At 52.3% G+C, this 24,689-nt stretch carries 17 protein-coding genes and 1 pseudogene; 4 read left to right on the top strand and 14 right to left on the bottom strand.

The features are described from left to right. Position 1 precedes the first annotated feature (1 nt). The 3 genes and pseudogenes from rsgA to EHT87_RS10920 all read right to left on the bottom strand — a co-directional run bounded on the left by rsgA (position 2) and on the right by EHT87_RS10920 (position 2,633). Positions 2-928, bottom strand: coding sequence for a ribosome small subunit-dependent GTPase A (gene rsgA, locus EHT87_RS10930; protein WP_124906661.1), 927 nt, complete (start codon positions 926-928; stop codon positions 2-4). A gap of 31 nt (positions 929-959) precedes the next feature. Then, positions 960-1,367: pseudogene (locus EHT87_RS10925) on the bottom strand (GxxExxY protein). A 27-nt stretch (positions 1,368-1,394) separates the two neighbouring features. Next, positions 1,395-2,633, bottom strand: a complete 1,239-nt coding sequence (locus EHT87_RS10920; RefSeq protein ID WP_124906660.1) for a 3-deoxy-D-manno-octulosonic acid transferase — start codon at positions 2,631-2,633, stop codon at positions 1,395-1,397. Between the two features lie 68 nt (positions 2,634-2,701). On the opposite strand from EHT87_RS10920, the gene EHT87_RS10915 reads away from it, so the two are divergent. The 3 genes from EHT87_RS10915 (at position 2,702) to EHT87_RS10905 (ending at position 4,403) form a co-directional block, all read left to right on the top strand. Beyond that, positions 2,702-3,001 (top strand): phosphoribosylpyrophosphate synthetase, encoded by a 300-nt coding sequence (locus tag EHT87_RS10915; protein WP_124906659.1) that lies wholly within the window; start codon positions 2,702-2,704, stop codon positions 2,999-3,001. A 65-nt stretch (positions 3,002-3,066) separates the two neighbouring features. Continuing rightward, positions 3,067-3,405 (top strand): bacillithiol system redox-active protein YtxJ, encoded by a 339-nt coding sequence (ytxJ, locus tag EHT87_RS10910; protein ID WP_124906658.1) that lies wholly within the window; start codon positions 3,067-3,069, stop codon positions 3,403-3,405. A 233-nt stretch (positions 3,406-3,638) separates the two neighbouring features. After that, on the top strand, positions 3,639-4,403 hold the full coding sequence (locus EHT87_RS10905) for a GntR family transcriptional regulator (RefSeq protein ID WP_124906657.1): 765 nt from the start codon (positions 3,639-3,641) through the stop codon (positions 4,401-4,403). Here EHT87_RS10905 and EHT87_RS10900 read toward each other — a convergent pair. The 11 genes from EHT87_RS10900 to EHT87_RS10850 form a co-directional block, all read right to left on the bottom strand. Continuing rightward, a complete protein-coding gene (locus EHT87_RS10900; protein WP_124906656.1) occupies positions 4,393-5,103 on the bottom strand; it encodes an SGNH/GDSL hydrolase family protein in 711 nt (236 codons plus the stop codon). The genes EHT87_RS10905 and EHT87_RS10900 overlap by 11 nt on opposite strands. Before the next feature lie 5 nt (positions 5,104-5,108). After that, positions 5,109-7,934 (bottom strand): glycosyl hydrolase, encoded by a 2,826-nt coding sequence (locus tag EHT87_RS10895; RefSeq protein ID WP_124906655.1) that lies wholly within the window; start codon positions 7,932-7,934, stop codon positions 5,109-5,111. 4 nt (positions 7,935-7,938) lie between these two features. Further along, on the bottom strand, positions 7,939-10,782 hold the full coding sequence (locus tag EHT87_RS10890; protein ID WP_124906654.1) for a glycosyl hydrolase: 2,844 nt from the start codon (positions 10,780-10,782) through the stop codon (positions 7,939-7,941). Positions 10,783-10,881: 99 nt separating this feature from the next. Beyond that, on the bottom strand, positions 10,882-13,401 hold the full coding sequence (locus EHT87_RS10885) for a hypothetical protein (RefSeq protein ID WP_124906653.1): 2,520 nt from the start codon (positions 13,399-13,401) through the stop codon (positions 10,882-10,884). Between the two features lie 110 nt (positions 13,402-13,511). After that, positions 13,512-14,951, bottom strand: a complete 1,440-nt coding sequence (locus tag EHT87_RS10880) for a RagB/SusD family nutrient uptake outer membrane protein (RefSeq protein WP_124906652.1) — start codon at positions 14,949-14,951, stop codon at positions 13,512-13,514. A 27-nt stretch (positions 14,952-14,978) separates the two neighbouring features. Further along, the gene (locus tag EHT87_RS10875) at positions 14,979-18,182 is read right to left on the bottom strand and encodes a SusC/RagA family TonB-linked outer membrane protein (RefSeq protein ID WP_124906651.1); all 3,204 of its coding nucleotides are present in this window, start codon (positions 18,180-18,182) and stop codon (positions 14,979-14,981) included. Between the two features lie 38 nt (positions 18,183-18,220). After that, complete coding sequence (locus EHT87_RS10870) at positions 18,221-19,714, bottom strand: L-fucose/L-arabinose isomerase family protein (RefSeq protein ID WP_124906650.1); 1,494 nt, start codon at positions 19,712-19,714, stop codon at positions 18,221-18,223. Positions 19,715-20,038: 324 nt separating this feature from the next. Beyond that, complete coding sequence (locus EHT87_RS10865; protein ID WP_124906649.1) at positions 20,039-21,298, bottom strand: MFS transporter; 1,260 nt, start codon at positions 21,296-21,298, stop codon at positions 20,039-20,041. 203 nt (positions 21,299-21,501) lie between these two features. Then, the gene (gene folB / locus EHT87_RS10860; protein WP_124907228.1) at positions 21,502-21,852 is read right to left on the bottom strand and encodes a dihydroneopterin aldolase; all 351 of its coding nucleotides are present in this window, start codon (positions 21,850-21,852) and stop codon (positions 21,502-21,504) included. 84 nt (positions 21,853-21,936) lie between these two features. Continuing rightward, positions 21,937-22,830 carry a DivIVA domain-containing protein gene (locus EHT87_RS10855; RefSeq protein WP_124906648.1) on the bottom strand — a complete coding sequence of 298 codons (894 nt, stop codon included), beginning with the start codon at positions 22,828-22,830 and terminating at the stop codon, positions 21,937-21,939. A gap of 122 nt (positions 22,831-22,952) precedes the next feature. Then, positions 22,953-23,855 carry a WD40 repeat domain-containing protein gene (locus EHT87_RS10850; RefSeq protein ID WP_124906647.1) on the bottom strand — a complete coding sequence of 301 codons (903 nt, stop codon included), beginning with the start codon at positions 23,853-23,855 and terminating at the stop codon, positions 22,953-22,955. A gap of 134 nt (positions 23,856-23,989) precedes the next feature. Here EHT87_RS10850 and EHT87_RS10845 point away from each other — a divergent pair, with 134 nt between their 5' ends. After that, positions 23,990-24,619 (top strand): 4'-phosphopantetheinyl transferase family protein, encoded by a 630-nt coding sequence (locus EHT87_RS10845; RefSeq protein WP_124906646.1) that lies wholly within the window; start codon positions 23,990-23,992, stop codon positions 24,617-24,619. The last annotated feature ends 70 nt before the right edge of the window (positions 24,620-24,689 follow it).

Raw genomic sequence — 24,689 nt, 5'->3', positions numbered from 1 at the left:
TCTACCTCCGGTTGTCGTCGCCCGAAACCATGCCCAGGTAACTCCAATAGCGGCTTTCGGCGATTTCTTCGGTGCCGACAGCTTCTTTGATGGCGCATCCCGGTTCGTTGATATGCAGGCAGTTGTGAAACCGGCACTGATTCAGGCGGTCGCGCATTTCGGGGAAATAATGGCTGATTTCTTCTTTCGCCATGTCGGCCAGTCCCAATTCCTTGATACCGGGCGTGTCGATGATGAAGGTATCGGGCGAAATTTCGAACATCTCGGCGAACGTCGTCGTGTGAACGCCCTTGTTGGCAAACGTGGAAACCTCGCTCGTGCGCAGGTGCAGGTCGGGCGCAACGGCGTTGACCAAAGACGATTTTCCAACCCCGGAATGACCCGCCAGCAGGCTGATTTTGTGGTCCAGCAAATTCCGGAAGACTTCGACGTTTTCGCCTTCCGTCGCCGACGTTTCCAGACACCGATAGCCAATGCTTTCGTAGAGATCGATGATTTCGCGCTGGTAGTCCAGGGCTTCGTCTTTCAGAATGTCGGCTTTATTAAAAACCAGCGTCGTCGGGATGCGGAATGATTCGGAGGTGACCAGAAACCGGTCGATGAAACCTAGCGACGTACGCGGAAACGCCAGCGTGACGATCAGAACCGCCTGATCGAGGTTGGCGGCCAGAATGTGTCCGTGGCCGGTTTTGTGGACGGATTTTCGAATGATGTAATTGTCGCGGGGCTCGATGTCGGTGATGACGACGGTATTTTCTAGTTCGTCTTCCAGGTCGAACTGCACGCGGTCGCCCACGGCAATCGGGTTGGTGACTTTCAGGCCCTGAATCTTGAATTTGCCTTTCAGCCGGGCGCGGTAAATGTGTCCGTCGGTGTTGCGGACTTCGTACCAGGAGCCGGTGGAGCGTATGATTAAGCCGGTTTGCAAAGTTTTTTTGGGAGTTGTTACACAGGGTTAATCAGGGATTATCAGAGTTAATCAGAGGTTTAAAGGCTGGATTGACTACTCGACGAACTCCATGTTTTAACAAAGTAACGTGAAAATTGATTAGTAAACCTAAGTGAAAATGACCCAATTTTAGATAAGTGAGAATCTGAGCAAGATGCACATCGGTTAATTGTTCAACAGTTTTGAGTTCTACAACGACCTCTCTTTCCACCAATAAATCCAACCGATACCCATGATCCAGTTTTATTTCTTTATAAATAATCGGAATCGGTTTTTCCCGCTCAACAAATAAACCAGCCTTCGTTAATTCAAAAGCTAAACACTACTGATAGGCTGATTCGAGCAAACCCGGCCCAAGCGCCCGGTGAACCTCAATTGAACATTGCAATACTTTCTGAGAAATTTGATTCAAAAGCATACTCTGATTTCCTCTGATAATCTCTGATTAACCCTGTGTAACAACCCTTGCTACAATCTCCATCACTTTAGACGTAGCACCGGTATTCAGAGTAACGTAATCGCCGGAAATCGCTGAGGCTGCGGAAGGGTCCTCATAAAGCCGCCGGAAAACCGCTTCCAGTTCAGCGGTATTGGCCACGGGAAAAGCCGCCCCCGCTTTCACCAGATCGACCGCTTCCTGAAATTTCCCGTAATTCGGCCCGAAAAACAGCGGCATCCGGAACGTCGCGGCCTCCAGAATGTTATGCAGCCCTTTCCCAAACGCGCCACCGATGTAGGCAAATTCGCCATATTGGTAAAGCGACGAAAGCATGCCGACGTTGTCGATGATCAGCGTAGTGGCGGAGTCGTAGGACGTTTGCGCTTCCGAAAACCGCACGGTCTGGCCGGGGAGTTGGCTGCGCCAGCGTTCGATTTCGTCGTCGTGGATTTCGTGGGGCGCAATGATGACTTTCAGCGGTTTGTCGAAGCGGTTCAAAAACGGAATCAACACCTCCATGTCGGCCTGCCACGCACTCCCGACCACCAGCAGGGGCGTATCCGCCTTGAACAGCCGGGCCATCGGAATGTCCTTTTTCGCATCGGCAACCTGCTTCACCCGGTCGAAACGCGTATCACCCGCCAGCGTCACGCGGGTAATGCCAATGGTTTGCAGAAGATCGACCGATTCCTGATTCTGCACCAGAATGTGATCGAAAAACCGCAGGAAATTCCGGTAAAAACCGCCGTAGGGTTTGAAAAAGATCTGATCGGGCCGGAAAATGGCCGAAAACGAAAGGATTGGAATTTGCCGGGCTTTCAGTTCCCGCAGGTAATTGTACCAGAATTCATACTTGATAAAAAACGCAATCGCCGGATTGACCAGCCTGACGAAGTGCCGGGCATTTTCGGGCGTATCGAACGGGAGATAAAAGACAAAATCAGCCCCGGCGTAGTTCTTTCGAACTTCATAGCCCGATGGTGAAAAGAACGTCAGCAGGATTTTATACGTGGGATACTGCTGCCGAAACGCTTCCATCACCGGTCGACCCTGCTCGAATTCGCCCAGCGACGCGGCATGAAACCAGGCGATTGGTGCGGTATTATCTGCCAATTTTGTGTTTATTTGTTCGAGCCATTTCCGTCGGCCCTCCACCGCTAACCGAGCTTTGGGGTGAAACCGGGCCGCAAGCAGTAACGTGGCCTGATAAAGTCGGATGGATGTGGTATAAAGTGCAGGAAGCAAGCGGGTGGTTCGTTGGTTCGACTCTGTAAAACTACAAACTCAATCGGTATATTTTAACTCGTAAAGGCATGCAATCGTACGATACACTCGTGGAAGCCCTCGAAGATCTGAACAAAAAAGGGTATACACTCGACTTTAATCTGGCCAATGACGCTCTGATTTGCCACCAGCCAGCCCTCCAGCTTCGGCCTGAGCAATTCCACATTACGGACGTCTTTCGCTTCGAAGGAATGAGCAATCCGGATGACAGCTCGATTCTGTACGCCATCGAGTCGACCGACGGCCAGAAAGGGACATTCGTCAGTGCTTACGGGACCTACGCCGATGAGGTATCGAACGAAATGATGGAAAAATTAAAGATCCATTGATTCAGTTCGAAACTTTTCCGGTATAATATAGCTTATAGGCACGTAGTTACGTGTGAACAAGCATCATGAACTGGAACAAACTGCAAGACAACGCCCAACTGGCCCAAATCAAGCAAGAGTCGGCCGAACAGCCGGTATTGATTTTCAAACACAGCACGCGCTGCTCCATCAGCTCGACGGCTATGAGCCGTTTAGAGCGCAATTGGAGCGATTCGGCCGGTATCAAACCCTATTATTTAGATCTGATTTCGTTTCGATCGGTGTCGGGCCAGGTGGCCGACGAGTTCGGAGTCGATCACCAATCTCCCCAGGTTCTGCTGATTCAGAACGGCGAATGCATTTACGATGCATCTCATTTTGAAATTTCGTTCGACGAGTTGAAGCAACAGGTCGTATCGGCATAATCCAATTCCCAACGAATTTAACAGCGCTTGCGTCTTCATCCGACCGGGCGCTTTTTTTGTGCGGTTTCGGGTAAACCGGGCCGATGGCCGCTTCCGGTTACTGAATAGATAACCCCACATTTGGCACTTTGGTCAAGACTGCCGTAATTTCGCCGGAGAAACGCTATTTTAGCGCATCAAGTCTTCTTTTCGGCAATCGGGCAGTGAATGGATCTTTACTAGGTAGCAGCAAAATGAAATCAAAATTCATTGAGATCAGCGATAGCATTATCGAAAAGATAAAAACCGGTGAGTTGCAGCCGGGCGATCAGATTCCTTCCGAAAATGAGTTGATCAAGCATTTTAAAATCAGCAATACAACCGCACGAAAAGCGCTGCTGGAAATTGAATCAAAAGGGTGGGCGAAACGAATAAAAGGGAAGGGAACGTATGTGCTAAACCGTACCGACGATCACCATTTAATTCGGACACTCGGATCGATTTATGCCACACGTCGCGGTTTTCACGACAGTTTAATTGCCGAAGGTTTTACGCCTAAAAATATTGTTCTCGAGAAAACCATTCTGGAGGATGGTATTTCTTCGGAGATAAACGGGCGGCATTTTATCATCGATGGCCCGGTTTTAAAATTGCACCAGCTTCGCTACGCCGATGATTTATTGATCAAGGACGAAGTTAAATACATCTCGCTAACCTTGTGCCCAAAAATCAATAAAATACCAACGGAAGTTTCGTATTTTAAAGTCTACGAAAGTAGTTATCGCTTGAAAATCACCGAAGTACAGCAAACTCTGGGCGTAACGATTATGCAGCCTAATACCAACAACTTCGAAATTAATAAGCCAACTCCGGCCTTCGTTCTCGATAGTGCGGTAATTTGTACGGGCGAGAAAGTGGTTGAAATTGAACGGTCTTATTACCACGGCGATAAATACAAGTTCGCCATTATTGCCAGCCCCGAACACGATTACCGCCCCGCCAAACCCATTACTTCGTAAACCATTTCAGGACTTCATTTACAATCAATTGATGGCCTGCCAGATTCGGGTGATTAACGGAGGCCATATGCTTGACTAACTCACCCCGTGCCGCTACTTGCCTGAATTGGGCGTACGAATCTACCAGGCCGATGTGATGCGTTTCGGCGAGTTTTATAATCTGGTTGGTGTGTTGTTCCAACGGATTTCCGGCCGCCAGAATATCCACCCGCTGATCGGGAGAGGGCGTTAAAAGAATAACTTTTATATTTTTGGAAAGCGCCGACTGAATCATTTTTTCCCAGGCTTCTTTCGCTTTTTCCAGCCCCGCTCCCCGGTCGTTCAGGGCGTAATCAATGAACAGAACATCCGGTTTATGAACGAGCACATCCCGCTCAAACCGCTCCTGTCCCTTCAATGAATTTTCCCCGCCGATTGCCGTAACGATCACGTTGATAACCGCATACGGATACCATTCCTTCAGTTTCGCCAGCACCAGATTCGGATACGATTCCAGCGTGTGTACCTCGTGATTTTGCCAATACCCGGCGGGAACCGAATGGCCGTGAAAGACCAGGTTGATCGTCCGGTTTTTGGGCCATTCAATCACTAATTCCTTTTTCAAATCGGCTAAATACGTCGCCGAATCGGCGATAGCGGGGTTTTGAGCTTTGGCGGCAAACGTGAAACTCGCAATGAAAGCGAATAGGAATCCAGTCATTTTTCTCATTTTACTGATTGTGTTTTGATAGTTTGGATCGTGACGGGTCCCAGCAAACCGGATTCAATCAAGGGCACCTGTTTCCAGGGCGTGCCCTTGTAGCCAATGGCAATGTTGGTGTTCGTAAATTTTTCGCCGGTGATTGCGTCGCCCGTCAGCCGGTTCGACCAGGTGTTGGCCACCTCGATTTTCAGCGTATTCTGACCGGATTTCACAAAATTGGTAATGTCGAATCGATGCGGTTCGGCCCAACAGATGCCCAGATGCTGACCATTCAGCCACACATCCGCCAGTTCCGATACGTTTCCGAGGTTCAAAAAGACCCGTTCATTGCGCAAGGAATCAAATTTAGCGGAAAATTGAAACGTTTTTTGATACGTACCGATGCCCGAAAAATACCGGATGCCCGGCTCTTCCGATTCCGTCCAGGAAATCAGTTCCGGTAGCGTTACGGATGCGGGTGCGCCCCAGTTTTTCGGGAACGTTAACTGCCACGAACCCGCAATGGGCTGACTGGAAATAGAAGTCGTAATCCGGCTTGGGCGGTTGGTTACGTTGGTCAGCTCAACCGTTCCGGACTCCGGAAAACGGATGCCGGTCGGCGTATAATCCAGCGTTGGAAGTTTTCCGTTTGTTTCGACTAAACCCGTGTAGTGGGTTTTGGAAGTGCCTTTTTTAAAGACGACGAAATACGAGCCGTAAGGCGGTAAGGAAAGCGGTAAACGAAGGTGTTGTTTCTCCTGGTTATAAATCGAAACCGGCGCAATTTTGCCCGTTACCGGGTCCCAGACCTCCGGTATTTTGCCCGTTTGACGAAAAGAAAGATTTTGTGTTATCCACTGATCCGTTGTATTTCGAACTAAATAATAATCTGTGTCCTGCTGCCGGTAATGAACGTAATCCAACGCGGAAGATGCCGCATTTGTATGACTGAAATCAGGGTTAATACCGCGGTTTTTAAGCAAGTTAGAAGCAGTTTCGTTTGAAAAACCTTTGCCACTAACAACCGCACCTTGTTTCGCCAGAGCCCGAAGTTTATCAATGATTTTTGGCGACAATTGATCCGTGTTCCCCAACGCCAGAATGCTAAATGTGGCACCGTTTGATAGCGCCAATTTTCCGTTTTTTACGGTTAAGTCGTTCAGTAGAATATCCGTGTTGATCACCTCATAATCATAGCCCGGACCTACCCGAAACCGCGTATTTTTGGGTGAAACAAAATTCGGCACTTTATCCCCGTAATAATACACCACATCGGCCACAAACTGGGTGTTTTGCAAGACGTGCGAAATCCGGCCGAGGTAATCTGTAAACGGTTTTATTTTGGGCCACCAGGTCTGCTTGGTATTGAAGTGCGTACCGGCCCCATAAACGATTCCGGGAAAACCGGTGCCTGTCGGGTTGTGGCTAAAGCCGTGAATCACGACGCGGTTCATCCCTTCGCAGAAAGCCCGGTCGGCAATGGATTTCAGGTCGAACGGCCCTTCCTGCCAGTGATGAAAGCTCGTAAACGATTCTTCTTCAATCAATTGTCGCTTGTAAATGTGGGCCGCAGCCGCAATCTCTTTCACGAGCCACATGATATCGACGCTGTCGGCGTCCAGGTACTGATACCGGCTCCAGAATTCTCCGCGTGGTACATCCAGTGCCCCCAACGCTTTCAGGGTTTCGACCGGAACATTATGGAGGGGCGGGCCGGGGCCACCGGCTTCAGACGTGAGTTTTAGCCCATACCGGTTGGCTATTTCCTTCCCTTTGCCGTAATGATTCCGAATCATCAACTCCGATAACGTCCGGTTATAATCCTGCTGAAACTGAGCAGTTGTTTCGGGATTAAGGAGCGTTTTGTCGAAAAGAACCGGCAGAAATTTGTCGATGGCGTACCCGTTTAGCTGGAAAAATTCAGCCGGTAACGACGGTGTCCAGACGAAACCGGTGGCTTCATAACTCGCCAGGTATAAAGTCTTTAGCGTTGTTTTTGAAAAATCACCAAAAAGTGGTTTAAGCCGGTTGATAAAATACATGAAATGAGCGCGGGTAGCCGTCGAATCAAAATGATCGATAATCGGCCCTTTGGAATTGGGGCTGGGCAGCTTTAACGGTTCACCCGAACTGGCGCAAACATACCGATGGATTTCCCATTTTCCGGATGGAATCGGCCCGTTCAAGGTCTCCGTTTTGGGATCGAAATACCGGGAAAGTGAAATGATTTTGGTCGTATCCAGAAAGCCGGTTTTGTCGCCAGCCGGCAGGGCGATCACCGCAATTTCCTGGTGAAAAACCGGTTTGCCATCCGCACCGAATTCAATGAAAACCGGCTTCCCTTTGGCATCGGTTTTTGAAATTTCCGGGAAAAACAATCTGATCGGTTTCTGAGTGGCACCATCGACCGTTGTTTTCGAAACATAAATCGACTTGGCCGCGTGTTGGGGCGTAATCCAGCTGCCGCCCGCATTCCAGCTACTGGCCAGATTCAACCCCACTTCCAGTTTTAACCGCGTCGCTTCCCGAATGGCAATTTCGATGGCTTTCAACGACTCCGTTCCCATGAAAGCGGGTCCGGCTTTCACCATGTCGTTGGGATTGTTGTAGGGCGGAACGCCGATTTCAAAAATGTCTACGCCACCGATGCCAGCGGTTTTCATCGCGTTCAATTCTTCCTTTAGCCGGACGGTATCCACGTTGCCGTTAAGCCACCACCAATAGACTTTGGGGCGGGCCTGCGTGGGCGGATTTTTGAAGCCTTCCCGGATGGATGCATAGGACGCCGGTTGAGCCTTCAGCGGGAAGGAAAAAACGGTCAGTATACAAAAAAGCAGTACGACTTTCATGTTGTCAACGAATGGTTTTCACGGTCTGAATGGTCACCGGCCCCAGCAAACCCGATTCGATCAGGGGCAGTTGCTCCCAGGGAACCAGGTTTTTGTTGGCCTTCGTGATGTTGGTTTTCGTATACTTTTCGCCGGTCAGGGCGTCACCGGTCAGCCGGTTCGACCACGTATTGGCCACTTCAACTTTCAGCGTATTGGCACCCGGTTTGACGTAATCAGTAACATCGAAGTGATAAGGCGGTGTCCAGACGATGCCCAGCGGTTTATCGTTCAGCCATACTTCGCCAACTTTCGATAAGCGGCCTAAATCGAGGTAAACCCGTTGATTATGAGCGGTATTAGAAACCGGTGTGTACGAAAAACTCTTTTGATATATGGCGGTCCCCGAAAAATACCGGATGCCTTTCTGATCGGATTCCGTCCAGGAAATGAGTCTGGGAAAGGTCGCCGATTCGGGGGCACCCCAGCCTTTCGGAAACGTAAGCTGCCACGGGCCATCCAGCGTCACGGCGGGTTGCCTGTTGTCAATCTGCTCAAAACCGGATTCTTTTCGAACTTCAAAAGTGCCCGCCTGCCAAAAAGTCAAGCCGTTGGGGGTGAACGCCAGATGCGGTGGATTGGGGCCGGAACCGGTCACTTCGGTGTGGTGAGCCGGAGCGGTTTCTTTCGAGAAAACCACAAAATAAGACGCGTACGGCGGTAGCGAAACCGGCAATTTCAGGTAGCCCGCTTCCTGATGATAAACCGACACCGGAGCGGTTTGGCCCGAAACCGGATCCCAGATTTCGGGCGTTTTATCCGTTTGCCGAAATGAGCAGGTTCTCGACACCCACTGGTTGGTGGTATTCCGAACCAGGTAAAAATCGACGTCACCAGTTCGGTAATGAATGTAGTCCAGCGGGGTTTCGCGCTGATCGGCTTTCTGGTCGGCATAACTGAAATCCGGCCAAATCTTCAGTTCGGTCAAGGCAGGTAAAGCCGGTTTTTGATCGACTAAACGGCCTCCCTGTCCGGCCAGTCTTTTGAGTTTTTCCCGCACGTCCGGCGGTATTCGCCCCTCGGTTCCGATGCTCAATACCTTGTAGCGCCCGACGCCCGGCAGCACCCATTCGCCGTTTTCGACAACCAGATCCCGCATCAGCACTTCGGTGTTCACGACCTCGTAATCGTAGCCCGGCCCGACCGAAAACCGGGTGTTTTTGGGCGGTATCAGGTTGGGGACATTGTCGCCGTAATAATGCAGCACGTCAGCGACGAAACTCGTTTTTTGCAGGATGTACGAAATCCGCCCCAGGTAGTCGTTGAAGGGTTTGATTTTCGGCCACCAGACGTTGCGGTCGTTGTAGTGCGTACCGGCGAAATAGGCGATGCCCGGATGACCCATTTCTGCCGGATTGTGCGGAAAACCGTGGATCACCAGCCGGTTCATGCCCTCGCAAAACGCCCGGTCGGCGATGACTTTCAGATCCGACGGCCCTTCCTGCCAGTCCCAGTAACTCGTAAACGACTCTTCCTCAACGATACCGCGTTTGTAAATGTGCGAAGCAGCTGCAATCTCTTTCACCAGCCAGATCATGTCGACCAGGCTATCCGTGTCATTTTCCATGAAAAATTCGCGGTTGTACCAGTATTCTCCGCGCGGCACGTCCAGCGAACCCAGGGCCTTCAGCGTCTCGACCGGAATGTGGTGCAAATGGCCCGGTCCGCCTGATTCCGAAATGATTTGCAGCCCGTAGCTGTTGCAGATTTCCTTGGCCTTCCGGTAATGGTTGTTAATCATCAGCTCGGACATGGTTTTGTTGAAATCGAACTGAAAATTCTCGGCCACGTCTGGGCGGTACCAGTCCTTGTTGTACATGGCGGGCAGAAATTTGTAGAGGTCGTAACCGTTCAACTTTTTGAAAGCCGCCGGCAGGGTGGGCGTCCAGGTAAACTCCTTGGCTTCGTAACTGGCTAGATACAAGTTCTTTAACGCACTTTTGCTAAAATCACCAACCACCGGTTTTAAGCGATCGATAAAATACATGACGTGCATCCGCGTCGCCGTCGAATCGAAATGGTCGATGATGGGGCCGACCGAATTGGGTGTGGGGCGGATCAACTGCTCGCCGGAATTGGAGCAGACGTACCGGTAAATATTCCACGTACCCGCCGGAGCCTGCCAGGTCAGTTGTTCGGTTTTGGCGTCGAAAAAAGCCGTTACGTTGATGATCTTCGTGGTGTCGAGTTGGGACGTCTGACCGGCGGGCAAGGCAATCACGGCTACTTCCTCGTGGTAGGCCGGTTTGCCATCAGCCCCGTAAACGATGGGCCTGGGCTGGCCTTTTTTGTCGGGCGTAATGGTGGGGAAAGGTAATTTAACCGGTTGACTGCCAGCGCCTTTTAGGGTGGTTTTTGAAAAGTAAATGGTTTTGGCCGCATATCTGGGCGTGACCCAGCTTCCGCCCGCGTTCCAGCTGCTGGCCAGATTCAGGCCCACTTCCAGATCCAGCTTACCGGCTTCCCGAATCGCCAGACCGATGTTTTTCACCGACTCCTCACTCATGAAAGCCGGGCCTGCGGGAATGATCCGGTTCGGGTCGCTGGCGGGTGGCAGTCCAATTTCAAACAGATCGACGCCCCCTAAACCGGCGTTTTTGATGGCAACCAGTTCTTCTTTCAGCCGGAGGGTGTCTACGTACCCATTCAGCCACCACCAATACACTTTTGGCCGGGCGTGAATCGGCGGATTTTGGAACCCTTCTTTCAGGGTTGAATAGCTGATCGCTTCGGGTTCGGATGCGGTTTTTTGGCAGGAAACCAGCGAAGCAATCAGCCCAATTCCCAGCAGGCAGGCGGTGAGTTTCATCGGGACGGTTTATAGGGTTTAGGACTCGTAAAATCGGATTGCAACGGGTCGCCCGGCGATCCGGGACAGAAGGGGTCAAGATTTCAAATCCCGACCAGCCTACCAAAACGCGACCAGATCACCGGTTACATTCTCGATAACGTAATGCTTGCCGTACTTTTTATCACCGGTTTTAACGGCGGTTTTTCCTTTTTTCCACGGATAACCCGCGTTCGTGTAGACGTTCAGGCTTTGCTCCGTCACGTCGTCATCCGGGTAAATCCGGACCGTCGCGTTTTTCAGACCCGTCAGGCGAACGCAGCGTTTCATGTGTTGTACGCCCGACGTCATTTCCTGACAGGAAACCATGCCGTCGGCCTGATCGACAAAAAAACGGCTTTCGCGGTGCCAGGCTTTAGGCATCGAATACACCGAATACCCATCGGCCAACTCCGTTTCATAGCCCGTCAGAATGGGCGCGCCCTGCGGCAGCTTAAACCGGTGGGTGAGGGTGGTATTCGGACAATACCCGGAAAACATGAAGCCGTTGCTACTCCGCGAAATGGTCAATACCGGGTTTTTAACCGCCGGGTTCCGTTTGTCGACGCGGTAGTCGACGCCGAATTCCTTCAGTACATACCGCATCAGCAGAGGCCCCGTAAACAGTTGCTCCGGATTGTCGGGCGTCAGGAGTTTGCCCCCCGTAAACCGGCTCGAATTGGTGCCGCGGACATACGCCACTTTGCCGCCTTTCCACGCCTGGTTTTCACGCACCCAAACCACGTCGCGTTCGCTTCCGGCCTGGGTCATTGTTGCCAGCACTTTCGTTCCGGCATCGGCTTTGTTTTTGACCTGCGTCGCCACACCGCCCCCCGAAAACAGCGCCTGATGGACGATTTTGTTGGGATAAGGTTTGGTCAGTTGATCCACCGTAATCGATGAGTTTACCTGAAATTCGCCTTCAATCGCTTTCGTATTCCGGAGATTCAGCAGATTTAGAAAAACCGCTCCGGCGTGATCGGCGGGGCCGTAGACGAGCAGTTTGCCGCCATTCTCCACAAAATCGATCAGCGTTTTTTCGAGCGGAGAACCGGCTTCCGGCACAATCGATACCAGAATGGACTCATTGAAATAGGCGGGTTTGGCTGCCACCACTTTCTGGAACGAACTCGTCGAGATGATGGTATTGAGCGGAAAACCGTTGTTGATCGCCTGGCGGATGATCCAGTCGCCGTAATAAATTTCCGGCAGTCGGTCCGGCTGTTTGTAGGCCCAGTTGTGGTATTCCTCGAACGGATAGACCCACACCAGCGGCCCCGGAGCCGTCGGCGAATCGTAGCGGGCTTTCAGAATGTGGGGAATGACCTCGTCGGGCACCTGCGCGGGCATCTCGCCGTAGGAATTGTCGGCGGTCAGGAAATTCAGGTGTGTCGGCAGCCGGATTTCGCCCTTCGCGTTAATGCGGGCCACCGACAACGGCAGGTAGATGTCGTGCGGTTCCTGCCCATAACGGTCGAGCCACGGACTGTTGACCCACCACGGATCGTGGGTATAATACCGGAACAGATACCGCTCGTCGGGCAACTCGGCCATGCGCGACATGTAGCCCACCATTTCCAGGCCAAAATCGCCGTCCAGAGCCGCCCAGGGCGAATTGGGGGGCGGCAGCATATTGTATTTTCCGTTGTAAATCTGCCTCAGATCGACGCCATCGCGCGCCAGATCCGCACCGGTGGAGAGGTTGGTTCCCCGCGTCTGGATCTGAAAATCCGGGCATTCTTTCCGAAACAGGTTCCAGAAACCGGCAATCAGTTCTTTTGTATTCGCCAGTTTTTCCGGCAAAAACGCCTTGCCCGTAAACGTCGCACCCGTGGACGACCAGCCTTCGACACCAAAGCCAAACCCGTTGCTGAGCCAGATGTAATCGTAACCCAGATCCGTGAGGAAATGCTGGCTCTGACGACCTAAAAACGTGCCAAACGGTGTATTGGCGGGAATGCCTTTTGGAAAACCGGCATACGCTTCTGAATCGGCATTCAGCGTCGAGTAACAACTGACCATCGTTTTGTGGCCCATCGCGTTGCCACCCAGAATTTCGGGGTGTTTTTTGTACTTGAACTCCGATTTGGCAAATTCCGGACCCGGGTCGAACGTAGCCCCAATCCGCACCGGTTTGCCGGTAATCCGCTGGCCGGTTTCTTTCAGCGTTCGAATGATGAACTTCAGGTCGCCGTAGGTAAACCGGGGCGGGTTTTCCATGTACAGGTAGGCCCGTTCGTGGAGTGAGAGCTCTTTCGGACCCGAACCGACTTCGTGTTCCGTGTTCGGGTTGCCGATGTAGCGCGCCCATTCCAGCGGCTGGTTCAGGTTGCCCTTGTAATCCAGAATCTCCGACCCGTCCGACGTCCAGAGCATCACCGAAACCGTGTCCGTATGCCGCAGGAGCGATTGCCATTGGGTGAACAGCTCCGTTGCCACCTGCTGGATATACGCCTTGTCGTTCTTCTTGAACGGCTTGAGCGAGGCTTCCAGCGTGATGTTGTTGAACGGCTTTCCTTTTAGCGTGGAATTGTCCAGATTCGGCGTTTCGGTGGGGATAAAACCGCACAGAAGCAGGGTGAGTAAGGTGGCTAGGCGCATATACTTAAGGTTGTTTCGCGGAGTTGAGCGGAGTAAAAGGAGTTCAGCGGAGTTATTTTTTCTCTGCGCAACTCCTTTTACTCCGCTCAACTCCGCGAAATAGTTAGTTCTCAATACCCCGGGTTTTGCTTGATCAGCGTCGGGTTCAGGTCGACTTCGTTCTGCGGAATCGGGAAGACCAGCTCGAAATCATCGACTTTGAACGAAAGATTCAGGCTGGCATAATGGGCGTTCAGCACGGTTTGTGCCCGGCCTGTCCGCACCAGATCGAACCAGCGTTGCCCTTCCAGTAAAAACTCCACGCGACGTTCTTTTTCAATCGCCAGCCGCAGATCGGCCTGACTCAAGCCGGTTTTATCGGCCAGTCCCGCCCGTTTCCGAACCTGGTTCAGGTAAGGCAGCGCGTCGGCGGTTTTGCCCTGTTCGTTCAGCACTTCGGCATACATCAGCAAGACGTCGGCATAGCGAAGAACCGTAAAGGTAACGGTGCCGTCGGACAGGTCGATGGCTTTAAAATCCACGAATTTCAACCCGTAGCGGCTGTACGATTTCTTACCGCCAATCAGCAAAACCGAGTCGTTGACCGAAACGGCCTTGCGGGCATCACCGGGTTCGTAGGCCCTGATCAGATCCAGCGTCGGAACAATCCGGCCGGAGCCTTGCAGGTTGTTTGGGAAAATGGCCATGCTGGTGATGGCCGGGGTGAAGATGGCGGAATAATTGTTGCCCATGCTCCGACCCGCCACGTATTCGATTTCAAAAATCGACTCCGGCAGGTTGTTATTGCCGTTGGTAAACAGCGTTTTGTAATCGGCCACCAGCGAATATGTTTTGGCATCGATGACTTCTTTGAGCTTCGTTGCAGCCAGATCGTAATTTTTCAGCGTCAGATGCACTTTGCCCAAAACCGCTTTGACGGTCGGGCGTGAGGCCCGGGTCCGGTCCGAATTGAGCGTGGCGGGTAACAGCGTTTCGGCTTCGGCCAGATCGGCCAGAATCACTTTATACACCTCATCTTTCGGCTTTAGCGTCAGGTCGGCCGACGTAACCTGCGACGGACTGCTGAACGTCTGGCTAATGATGGGCGCCGTGCCAAACAGCCGAACGAGGTAAAAATAGCTGTAGGCCCGCAGAAACTTCGCTTCGCCCTTGATCCGGTCTTTGGTGGCCTGATCGAACGAAGCCCCGTCGATTCGGGTCAGAATGGCGTTGCTCCGCGAGATTGTATAGAGGCAGGTGTTCCACGAACTCGACACAAAAGCGTTGGTCGAGGTTGGGGCATTCTGGTCCATCTGCATCTCATCGGCGGAGGGCGACGACCACTGAATCTCGGTATTGTCGGTGTCGAGTTCCGCCAGATACAGGATCGCACTGCTGCTGAACAAGCCCCGGAACGTGCTGTAGACCCCCGTCAAGGCCGTTTCGTAGTCGTTTTGGTTTTCGTAAAACGTCTGGTCGCTGATTTGGTAATCCGGGTTTAAGTCCAGAAAATCCTTGCAGGAAAAAGCCGAGCCGGCCAGTATCAGAAAAACAATTAGTTTCTTTTTCATGGTAATGATGGTTTAACCGTCAGTCGATTAGAACGTTACCCGCAAGCCGAGCGTGTAGGTTCGTGGGTTTGGATAGGCGAAGAAGTCGATCCCGCTGCGGGCAATGTTGTCGCCGGTGGTGCTGCCTTCCGGATCGTAGCCGGGGTATTTCGTGAACGTGTACAGGTTTGTCACGTCGGCATACACCGAAAGCGCCTGTAATTTCAGCTTGCTAACCAGCGGCTGCGGAAAGGCGTAGGCCAGGTTGACATTCCGGATGCGGACGTAGGAGCCGTCGAACAAATACTTGGTGGTTCCGGAAGAGAAACCAAAGGCGTAGTCGTTGCGGATGGCCCGCGAAAACTGGCCCGTTCCCGGACTGGTCGGCGATTTCCAGCGGTCGGCCATGATCGAGAGCTGGTTTTGAACACCGGCTGCGTTCAGGTTCACTTCGCCACCCTGGAAATAGATATCGTTGCCCTGCGACCCATTGATGCTCACATTCAGACTCAGATTTTTATAGCTAAACCGGTTGCCAAATCCGAACGTAAACTTGGGCCACGGATTGCCGACGATGGTGCGGTCCGACTGGTTGATGGTTCCGTTGCCGTCGGCATCCTGGTAGCGGTAGTCGCCCGGCTGCACTTTCGGATGCTGCTTGGGACTGCTGTTGACTTCTTCCTGCGTCTGAAAGACGCCCAGAATGTTGAGCAAACGGAAGCTGGAAATAGGATAGCCCACCTGAGCGACCTGAAAATCAGAGGTTTGGATGCGGGATGTGGCCGAATTGAGCGCCAGTACTTTATTGCGGTTCCAGCTAATGTTAAAATCCGTACTCCACTGGAAAGGTCCTTTGGCGATATTCTGCGAGTTGACCGTCAGCTCCAGACCTTTGTTTTCGACTTCACCGATGTTTTGCAACGAACTGCTAAAACCGGATGCTGCGGGCAGGATGACGTTCAGCAGCAGGTTCTTTTTGTGGGCGCGGTAAGCATCCACCACCACCGAAATCCGGTTGTTGAACAACGCCAGATCGAGGCCCAGATTGGTTTGTACGGACTGCTCCCAGGTCAGAACGTCGTTGGCCAGACTCGAAGGAATCACGCCCGAAAGAACCTGGCCGTTCTGCACATTGCGCGAGATACTCAGCAGGCCCTGGCTGGCGTAATTCGGAATGAGATTATTGCCCGAAATACCGTAGCTGGCCCGAATTTTCAAATCGCTGATGAAGCTGACCGGCTTCATAAACGCTTCATCCGACAGGCGATAGGCGAAAGAAAGCGACGGGAACGTGCCCCAGCGGTTTTTGGACCCAAACCGCGAGCTGCCATCTTTCCGGATCGTTGCCGTAAACAGGTATTTTCCGGCCAGCGTGTAATTCACCCGGGCGAGCCACGACAGCATCGACCATTCGCTTTTGTAGTTCGTCCCGGACGTGACGGCCCCGGCGGCCAGATAAGGCACGTAGTCCGTCGGGAAATCGGACGCACCGGCCTGGAGCACTTCATCGGTATTTTTCTGGGCAGTAAAACCCACTAACGCATCAAAATCGTGTTTTTCGCCAAACCGGTGGCGGTAATTCAACGTGTTCTCATTCAGCCAGTTCAGACTTTTAATTTCCGTAACGCCGGCCGTAGCCGCGCCGGTCCGGCTGGTGGCCAAACCGACTTTCGACGATTTCCACAAGCGGGTTACGTTGTTGGAATAGTTGACCCCGACGGAGGTTTTGAAGAGCAGGCCGGGCGCCAGTTCGTATTGCAGGTAATTGTTCGTGAAGACGTTGGTATTGTTGCGTTTATCCGAAAATTCGGCCGCAATAATCACCGGATTTTCCACCGGAATACCGGTTGGGCTGGAAAATTCCGAATACGGCGTGCCGTCGGGATTGTAAACCGGAATGGTCGGGTCGCTGGCCAATGCCGCCGAAATCAGTCCGCGGTATTGCAAGTGGCCTTCCGCGCGGGCAAAATCACCGTACGAATGCGCCCCCGAAAACGAAGCGCCGATTTTTAGCTTTTCGGTCAACTGCGCGTCGATGTTGGTCCGCAGCGTGAATTTCTTGAAGTTCGAGCCAATGACGATGCCTTTCTGGTCGAAAAAACCGCCTGAGACATAATAACCGACGTCTTTGCTCGTCCCGCTGGCCGATAGCTGGTAGTTCTGCACCAGGCCCTGCTGGAAAATAACATCCTGCCAGTCGGTGCCGTAGCCGGAGTTGGCAAACTGGTCCAGGTTGCGGAATTCGGGTTTCACCTGCGTTGCCGTACTGCGCAGGTTGTTGGGGTCCGTGGCTTTTCCACCGGCAAACACCCAGGCATTGTCGCGACCTTCGGCCACGAATTCGGCATACTCGCGGGGCGTTAACAGCTTGAGTTTTTTGGCTAATTGCTGAATGCCGGTCGAATGCTCGAAGCTGATCGTCGGTTTGCCGACTTTTCCGCGTTTGGTCGTGATAATGACCACGCCATTGGCTCCGCGTGACCCGTAAATGGCGGTTGCCGAAGCATCTTTCAGGACCTGAATGGATTCAATATCGGACGGATTGATGGTACTGAGCGGGTTGATCCGGTTGGTCGAACTGCTGCTGGCAATGCCACTGGCTGAATACGAACTGGAGCTGAAAGTGCTCAAATCGGAGCCGCCACCGCCTGTTCCGATGGCATAGCCGTCGACCACGTACAAGGGCGAATTGCCGCCGGTAATCGAGCTGATGCCGCGAATAACGACGTTGACGTTCCCGCCCGGCGCACCCGAGGTTTGTGTAATCTGGACCCCGGCGACTTTCCCCTGCATCATCTGATCGACGCTCGTCGCCGACGGCACCGGAACCAGATCTTTACTGGAAAGATTGACAATCGAACCGGTCAAATCCTTTTTGCGCTGGGTTCCGTAGCCCACCACCACGACATCCTGCAATTGCTGCTGGTCGGTTTTTAGACTTACATTAATCGCCGAACGGTTTTTAACCAGTACTTCCTGGGGGGCATAGCCAATGAAGCTGACGACCACCGTGGCATTGGGCGATACGGACAGTTTAAAGGTACCTTCAGGATCGGAGGTCGTTCCGTTCGTGGTTCCTTTTTCCGTGACGGTGGCACCGACCAACGGCTGGCCGTCTTCCTGGGCGGTGATTTTTCCGCTGATCGTGATTTTTCCGGCCGATTGGGCCAGGGCGACGTTGCCGACGGTCAGCAGGGCGAACAGGCTGACCATCAGCGGTAATCGCAGTCGGTGAAATAGATACTCATTCATAGTAGGAGGATTTAGAAATCTGGTTTACCGGGTGTTTATCAATTGATAATGACGGATTCGATTTTCAGGTAATCGGCAATCTTCCGGATCGTTTCGGCGTGGTGGCCGACGCCCAGCGCAAAGTGGTGCGTTGGCCCTTCCTTGATCCATCGTTTGAGGAACGTGCGGACGTCCGGTTTGAAAAAACCGCGCGTGTTGGTGTTGCCCGTTGGTGGAATGGGCCCGGCCAGCGACTCGCCTTCGGCAATGATGAATTTCATTTTTCCTTCATACGTCGAGTTGATACTCAGCATCGTAATCGGTCCCTGTTTGATCTTGAACTCGACGCCCGCGCCAAAACCGGGTTTGCCGTGGTATTTTTTCAGACTGCGTAAAACCGGCTGGCCGTCGGCGATGGCGATGTTGTGCGGGCCGTCGTGACCGACCAGCACAAAATCTTCTTTAAAATCGACCGGGTGAAATTCGGCGAAACTGCCACCGATGCCCAGGCGCTCCATGATCAGCATGGCAATGCAGGTTTTCAGATCCGATTCGCCACACATCGGAAATCCGGCGCCCTGGAGCAGGGAGTTGCCCACGATCAGATTCGACATCACCACCCGCGTGTCGCTGCCATCGGGACCGTCGTAGTAGTAAGCCAGTCCGTCCAGTTTTTTCGCCTTGACAAATTTTTCCAGCGCCACGGCGACCTGAGCGGCAATCCGCAGATCCGAATCCCGGAGTTTTTCAGAAATCGGATCCGATACCGGGTCGGGCGTGTCGAAAAACGCCAGAATCTGATCCTGAACCGCTAGAATCTCGTCTTCCGTGGCTTGCTGGTAGTGCGTGACAATTTCGTGGGCTTCACACTGCACGATGTGGGCACCAAAGTGCGCCGTCAGCATGGTTGAATCCGAATGCATGTCGAGCATGGCTTCGATGGGGTGGCCAATGTGCCCGATTTTGGCGGTTTTGAGGTCGTGCAGAACGGCCGCAATCCGACAGTATTCCTCAATTTCGGCTTCCGCAGCGGGGTCGTCGTGGAGCGTACCGATGATCATCTGCGGTACTTTTTTCCCCATCCGAACGGCAACACCGGCAAATTCGGGCAGGGAGCAAATGTCGTCGTTGTAGAGTTGCAGGTAGGTCGACGCCCGGCTGTAATCCATCGCTTTGTCGGGTTGCAGGGCTACGAGGATAATCGGCGTTTCAATGCTTTTGATAACGACTCCAAACGTGCTCGAGGTGGCGTAGGTGAGCATATCGCAAAAAATCAGGTCGAGGTTGGCAGCCTGAAGTTTCGGGACGAGTTCGTACGCTTTGGTCACGTCGTCGACCAGGCCAAAATCGATGATTTCCACGCTGTCGAGTGCTTCGATTTTCCGGATAAAAGCCGTTTGCTTTTCCATCAAGTCTTCCAGCAAACCATCAAACTGGTCCCAGTATTTGAAATAGCCCACGCCAAACACCCCGATTCGGGCGCGCGTTTTTTTTCGTTTTACAAAACCCGTCTGATTGACAGCGGCTACGTGGTTGAGCGATTCGTTTTCCATATTATCTAAGTTGTATCTTTTATCGATTTGGTTAACGCACTAAGTGGATTGTGGCAAATTTTATTCAGCACACGATTCTCGTTGCGAGATGTGGGCTGTGTTATTTGTAACAGCCCACGGTTTGAACCGTGGGTTCAAATGGTGTCAAATGGGTATTCGATAAACCGTTTTAACGGTTTTTGGATTGTTGCTGATGATTGGACAAAACCGGTAAAACGGGTATTAAATCGTCCCATTTTTATTCGTTTCCCACGGTTAAATCGCAACGGCGAACCGTCCGTGGGCTGTTTTATTAAAAATGCCGGGGTGAAGTACCCTCATTCGTCAATCGGCCTGGATGCCTTCCGGGACAACGCCAATCGATTGGGATTCTTCGAACAAAGGTTTTATTCTGGGAATCAGCCCGATAAACAATAAAAAAGCCAGCGGATAGAGCAATCCCGACGCAATCCAGAGCGGCCGGTAGGAGTACTGCTGAATCACCACGCCCATCAACGGATTGAGCAACAGGCCGGATACCGCGCCGGCCGTTCCCGACAAACCCACCACCGTCGAGGTCGCTTTCTGGCCAAACATGTCGGAAATGGAGGTGATGTAATTGGTAATCCAGAAACCGTGGGCAAACATGAACAGCGCCATCAGCGCAATCGCCAGTTCGACCGACGAAACCCATTCGATGGCCGGCGTCAGCAGCGTTAGTCCGGCCGCAATGCCCATGACGGTTTTCCGGGCTTTGTTCACCGAATACCCCCGGGCAATCAACTGGCCCGAAAGCCAGCCGCCGATGATGTTGGAAATGCCCAGCGCCAGAAACGGAATCCAGAAAAGGCCGCCAATTTGTTCAAAAGAGACGTTTCGCACCGAACTGAGGTATTTCGGAATCCAGAACATCATGAAATAAAATACCGGGTCGAGCAGAAAACGCACCAGAATAAACACCCAGGTGGGGCGGTTTTTGAACAACTCCAGAAACGTTATTTTTCCTTTCGGTTCGAGCGCCGTTTGCAGTTCTACGACCAGATTTTCTTTTTTCCAGGGAATGAACAGCCACACGATCACCCACGCAATGCCGATCAGCCCGGGAATCAGGAAACCGCCCCGCCAGCCGTAAGTGGTCGACAACCATATGGTTAAGGGCGGAGCGACGACCGCGCCAATGGCCGAACCGCCAATGGCAATACCGTTGGCCAGGGCGCGTTCTTTCTTGTCGAACCAGCGGTATACCGTCCAGGCCGCGCCCGGAAAACAGCCGCCTTCGCCCATGCCGAGCAGAAACCGGAAGGCCAGTAATTGCGAAAAGCTGGTCATGACCGCGTGCAGGCTGTTGGCAATCGACCAGAGGCCGACCGACAGTGCCAGCCCCATTTTCCCACCAATCCGGTCGATGAGCCAGCCCCCGAGCGTGAACATCAGGGCGTAGCTGATCAGAAAACTGGTGTTGATCATGCCGTACTGAACATCCGTGATGTGGAATTCCTCCTGAATCTTCAGAATGGCGATCGAAAGCACCTGACGGTCCAGAAAACTCAGGCCGGTTGCCACGAAGAGGAGAAAGACGATGAGCCAGCGGAGGTTGTTTTTCATCTGGTAGAGCGTAAAGAGGTTAGATGTGAGCTAAGAGACTTTAACCGTGAAATTTCGATCCGTATTCTTTCTGCTCACTTCTCCTGTCTTTTGTCTTTGTGCTAACTTAACGCACTAAGTCGATGCCTGCAAAGATAGAAGTGTCCCGATGAATAAATCAAGCGATCCTGGTACTTTTTTTTAAATAAATTGCAGGAATCTAATTAGCCTCGTAAGGTAATCTTGGCCCGATGGCAAACCCCCCCGATCGGCGGGTTAAATTTCGACACACTAACTTCGACGGAATCGACGTTGGGATACCGTTTGCGGATTTCCAGGATAATGTTGTGGGAGATGTGTTCCAGCAGCCGGGCGGGGCGCTGCATGGCTTCGTGGGTAATGCGGTATAATTCCCCGTAATTAACCGTCGTACTCAACTTATCGACCCGGGCGGCTTCGGACAAGTCGGCTACGACCGTAATATCGACCGAATATTTGTTGCCGATCTTCTGTTCTTCATCGTAGAAGCCGTGATAAGCGAAAAATTCGAGACCTTCGAGCGAAATAGTTCCCATAAACGGGGGCATGACGGTTTTGCCAACCGGTTGATTTTCGCTCAAAAGTAGAATAAAAAAAGCGGACTCTGCGTCCGCTTTGTGTTAAATCTGATCGAAGAACGATCCGGCTTCTTTTTTCTTTTCGCCCGAATCCGATTCTTCGTGAACGGCCTGCGGCTCGGTTGTTTCGTTTTCTTCGGATTCGGTTTCCGCAAGCGGTTCGGTAGCGGGAAACCCGGCTTCGGCCGTTTCATCGCCCTGAGCGGCAACCAAATCTTCCACCGGTTCGTCAGCGGGTGTTTCTGCTGCTTCAGCGGCATGCTCCAGCGCATCGTCCGTGTTTTCGACGTGCAGGGTTTCGGGGTCTACCAGGGCCGTATCGGAAGGAACAACCTCGGTTTCGGCAGCCGCCACCGGCTCACTTTCAGTATGTTGGGCCGTCACCTCTTCGATCTTCGCCTGAAGTGATTGCTGATCAAATTTCTTCTCAAACCGGTCGACGCTGTCGATGGCGTTGTTGGCCAGCGTACGAATCTGCTTGATGAGTCCTTCCTTGTATTTTTCCATCGCCTTGAAGTCGTGTTCCATCGACTTCAGGTCGTTCAGTATGTTCTCTTTGATAAACCGGGCCTGATTTTCGGCATCCTGCACCATCAATGTGGAGCGTTTGCGGGCGTCGGCCAGGATTTCATCGGCTTTCTGTTTCGACTCACCCAGGTATTTTTCGGCGGCTTTGTTGGCCTGATCGGTAATCTGGGTGCTGGTGTCGTCGGCGGTTTTTAACGTTTTGAACAGCGTCATTTCGATGTCCTTGAACTTGTTGAGTTCTTTTTCAGCCAGTTCAAGCTGCATCTTCAACATTTTGCCTTCACTCGTAACGCGTTCCCATTCCTGCGATAAGGATGCCAGAAAGGCATCCACTTCGTCGGGGCGGTAACCGCCGAATCCTTTCTTTTCAAATGTATGCTGCCGTATCTCGATGGGCGTAATTTTCATAGTTGAAAGAATTATGGTGCCAAATGGTCACTTGTCTGTTAAAAGTAAAGTACTCTGGCCGAAAATATCAATTTTTTATTCTGAAATATGCGAAAAAGCTAAAAACTAACCAAATGATTTAGTTAATGGGTAATTTCCCAGACCGAAATCAGGCGGTCGTCGCCGGCAGAAATCAGTTGCTGGTGATAGGGACTCCAGAGCAATTTGTTTACCGACGTACCGTGTCCGGCGTGTCGGGCCCGGTCGATCACCTTCAGCAGCCGAAATGTGCCGGCATCCCAGACTTTGATGGATTTGTCCATACTGCAGGTAGCAAATAACGCGCCATCCGGGCTGTAACAGATGTGATTGATCGCAAATAAATGGGCGGCAATGTCGTTCTGCGGGCTGTACTGATCGGTAACCTCCCAGACTTTCAGGTGAGCATCGCGCCCGGCCGAGAGTAAATACCGCCCATCGGGCGAATACTGAACGGTAAAAACGGAGTTGGCGTGCGCCGGAATAATCTTCTTGAGCGTCCGTAAATCCAGGTCAAAAATCCGAATGCCGTTGTCGCTGTAGCCCACGGCCACTTCCCGGCTAACCGGATTGATGGCAATGCTGCGGGCGCTTTTATCGCTCACTTTCAGGTGCTTTTTAACGACAAATTCGGCGACATCCATCACCACCAGAACGCCGTCGGACAAGGCAATCCAGGCAAAGCCCTCCACGATTTTGATGTCGAAAATAGCCGCCGATGTAATTTGGGCGGACCGAACTTCCTGTTTTTGAACGGGATCGATGATGTGAATACCGTCGTAATTTTGACCCACCCACAATTGTTGCTGTTCCGGGTCGAACGCCAGGGCATACACGGACGCCGGAATGCGGGCCAGAAGGGTTCCCAGATCCGGTTTGTCCAACTGCCAGCGAACGACCAGGCCGTCGGCCCCTGCCGAAAAGAACTCGGTCGGCGAGGCTCCGGCATCCAGCGTATACACGCAGTCGCGGTGTCCGGCAAAGGTGTCAATTTTTTGGACTTGCATTGCTATAATTTCTGCAATGATAAATGTAAAATGTCGAATGATAAATGGAAAAGTGTCCGGATGGCCTTGGCACTACCATTTTACATTCATCATTTTACATTTTACCTTAGATTTTTTATTCAGAAAACCGGGATATGTCCGTTTATCAAACCCACCGGCTTGGTGCCGATTGTACGGCGGTGTTGTGGAAAATTGAAGAAAGTGAAGACGCTCTGCGCGCGCTGCTGACGCTGACGGTTCCCGAACAACTGGAGTTGCTCGACATTACGCACCCCGCCCAGCGTGTCGAATGGCTGGCTTGCCGGGCGGCCGTTCTGGCCCTGGTTCAGCCGCATTGGTCTTATGCCGGTCTTTACAAAGATGAGTACGGAAAACCGTATCTGATTGGTCTGAAGGCGCACGTCTCGATTTCGCACACGTCGGGCTGGGCAGCTGCCGTGTTGCACCATTCCAAAGCCGTTGGGATTGATATTGAGCCGTTTCGGGAGCAATTTGTCCGGGTGGTACCGCGGGTTTTATCCGACGAAGAAATCCGCCACGCCAACGGGGATCTGCACCGGCTGGCGGTGTACTGGTGCGCCAAAGAAGCCCTCTACAAACTCTATGGCAAACGCCAGCTCACGTTTCGGGAACACCTGCACATCGAACCGTTTGTGGATGGAGCCGGCTTGTTGACGGGCCATGTTCGCTTGCCCGACGATGTGCGGGAATTGACGATTCACTACTTTGAAACCGGACCAGGCATGCTGGCGGTGGCGTTTTAACGTACCCACGGACTTGAGTCCGTGAGATTTTATTTATCAATCAGCATTTGAAATGATCAGATCTCACGGA

This window comes from Larkinella knui, assembly GCF_003858645.1.
Lineage (GTDB): Bacteria > Bacteroidota > Bacteroidia > Cytophagales > Spirosomataceae > Larkinella > Larkinella knui.
This window is presented reverse-complemented; position numbering and strand designations above follow the sequence as displayed.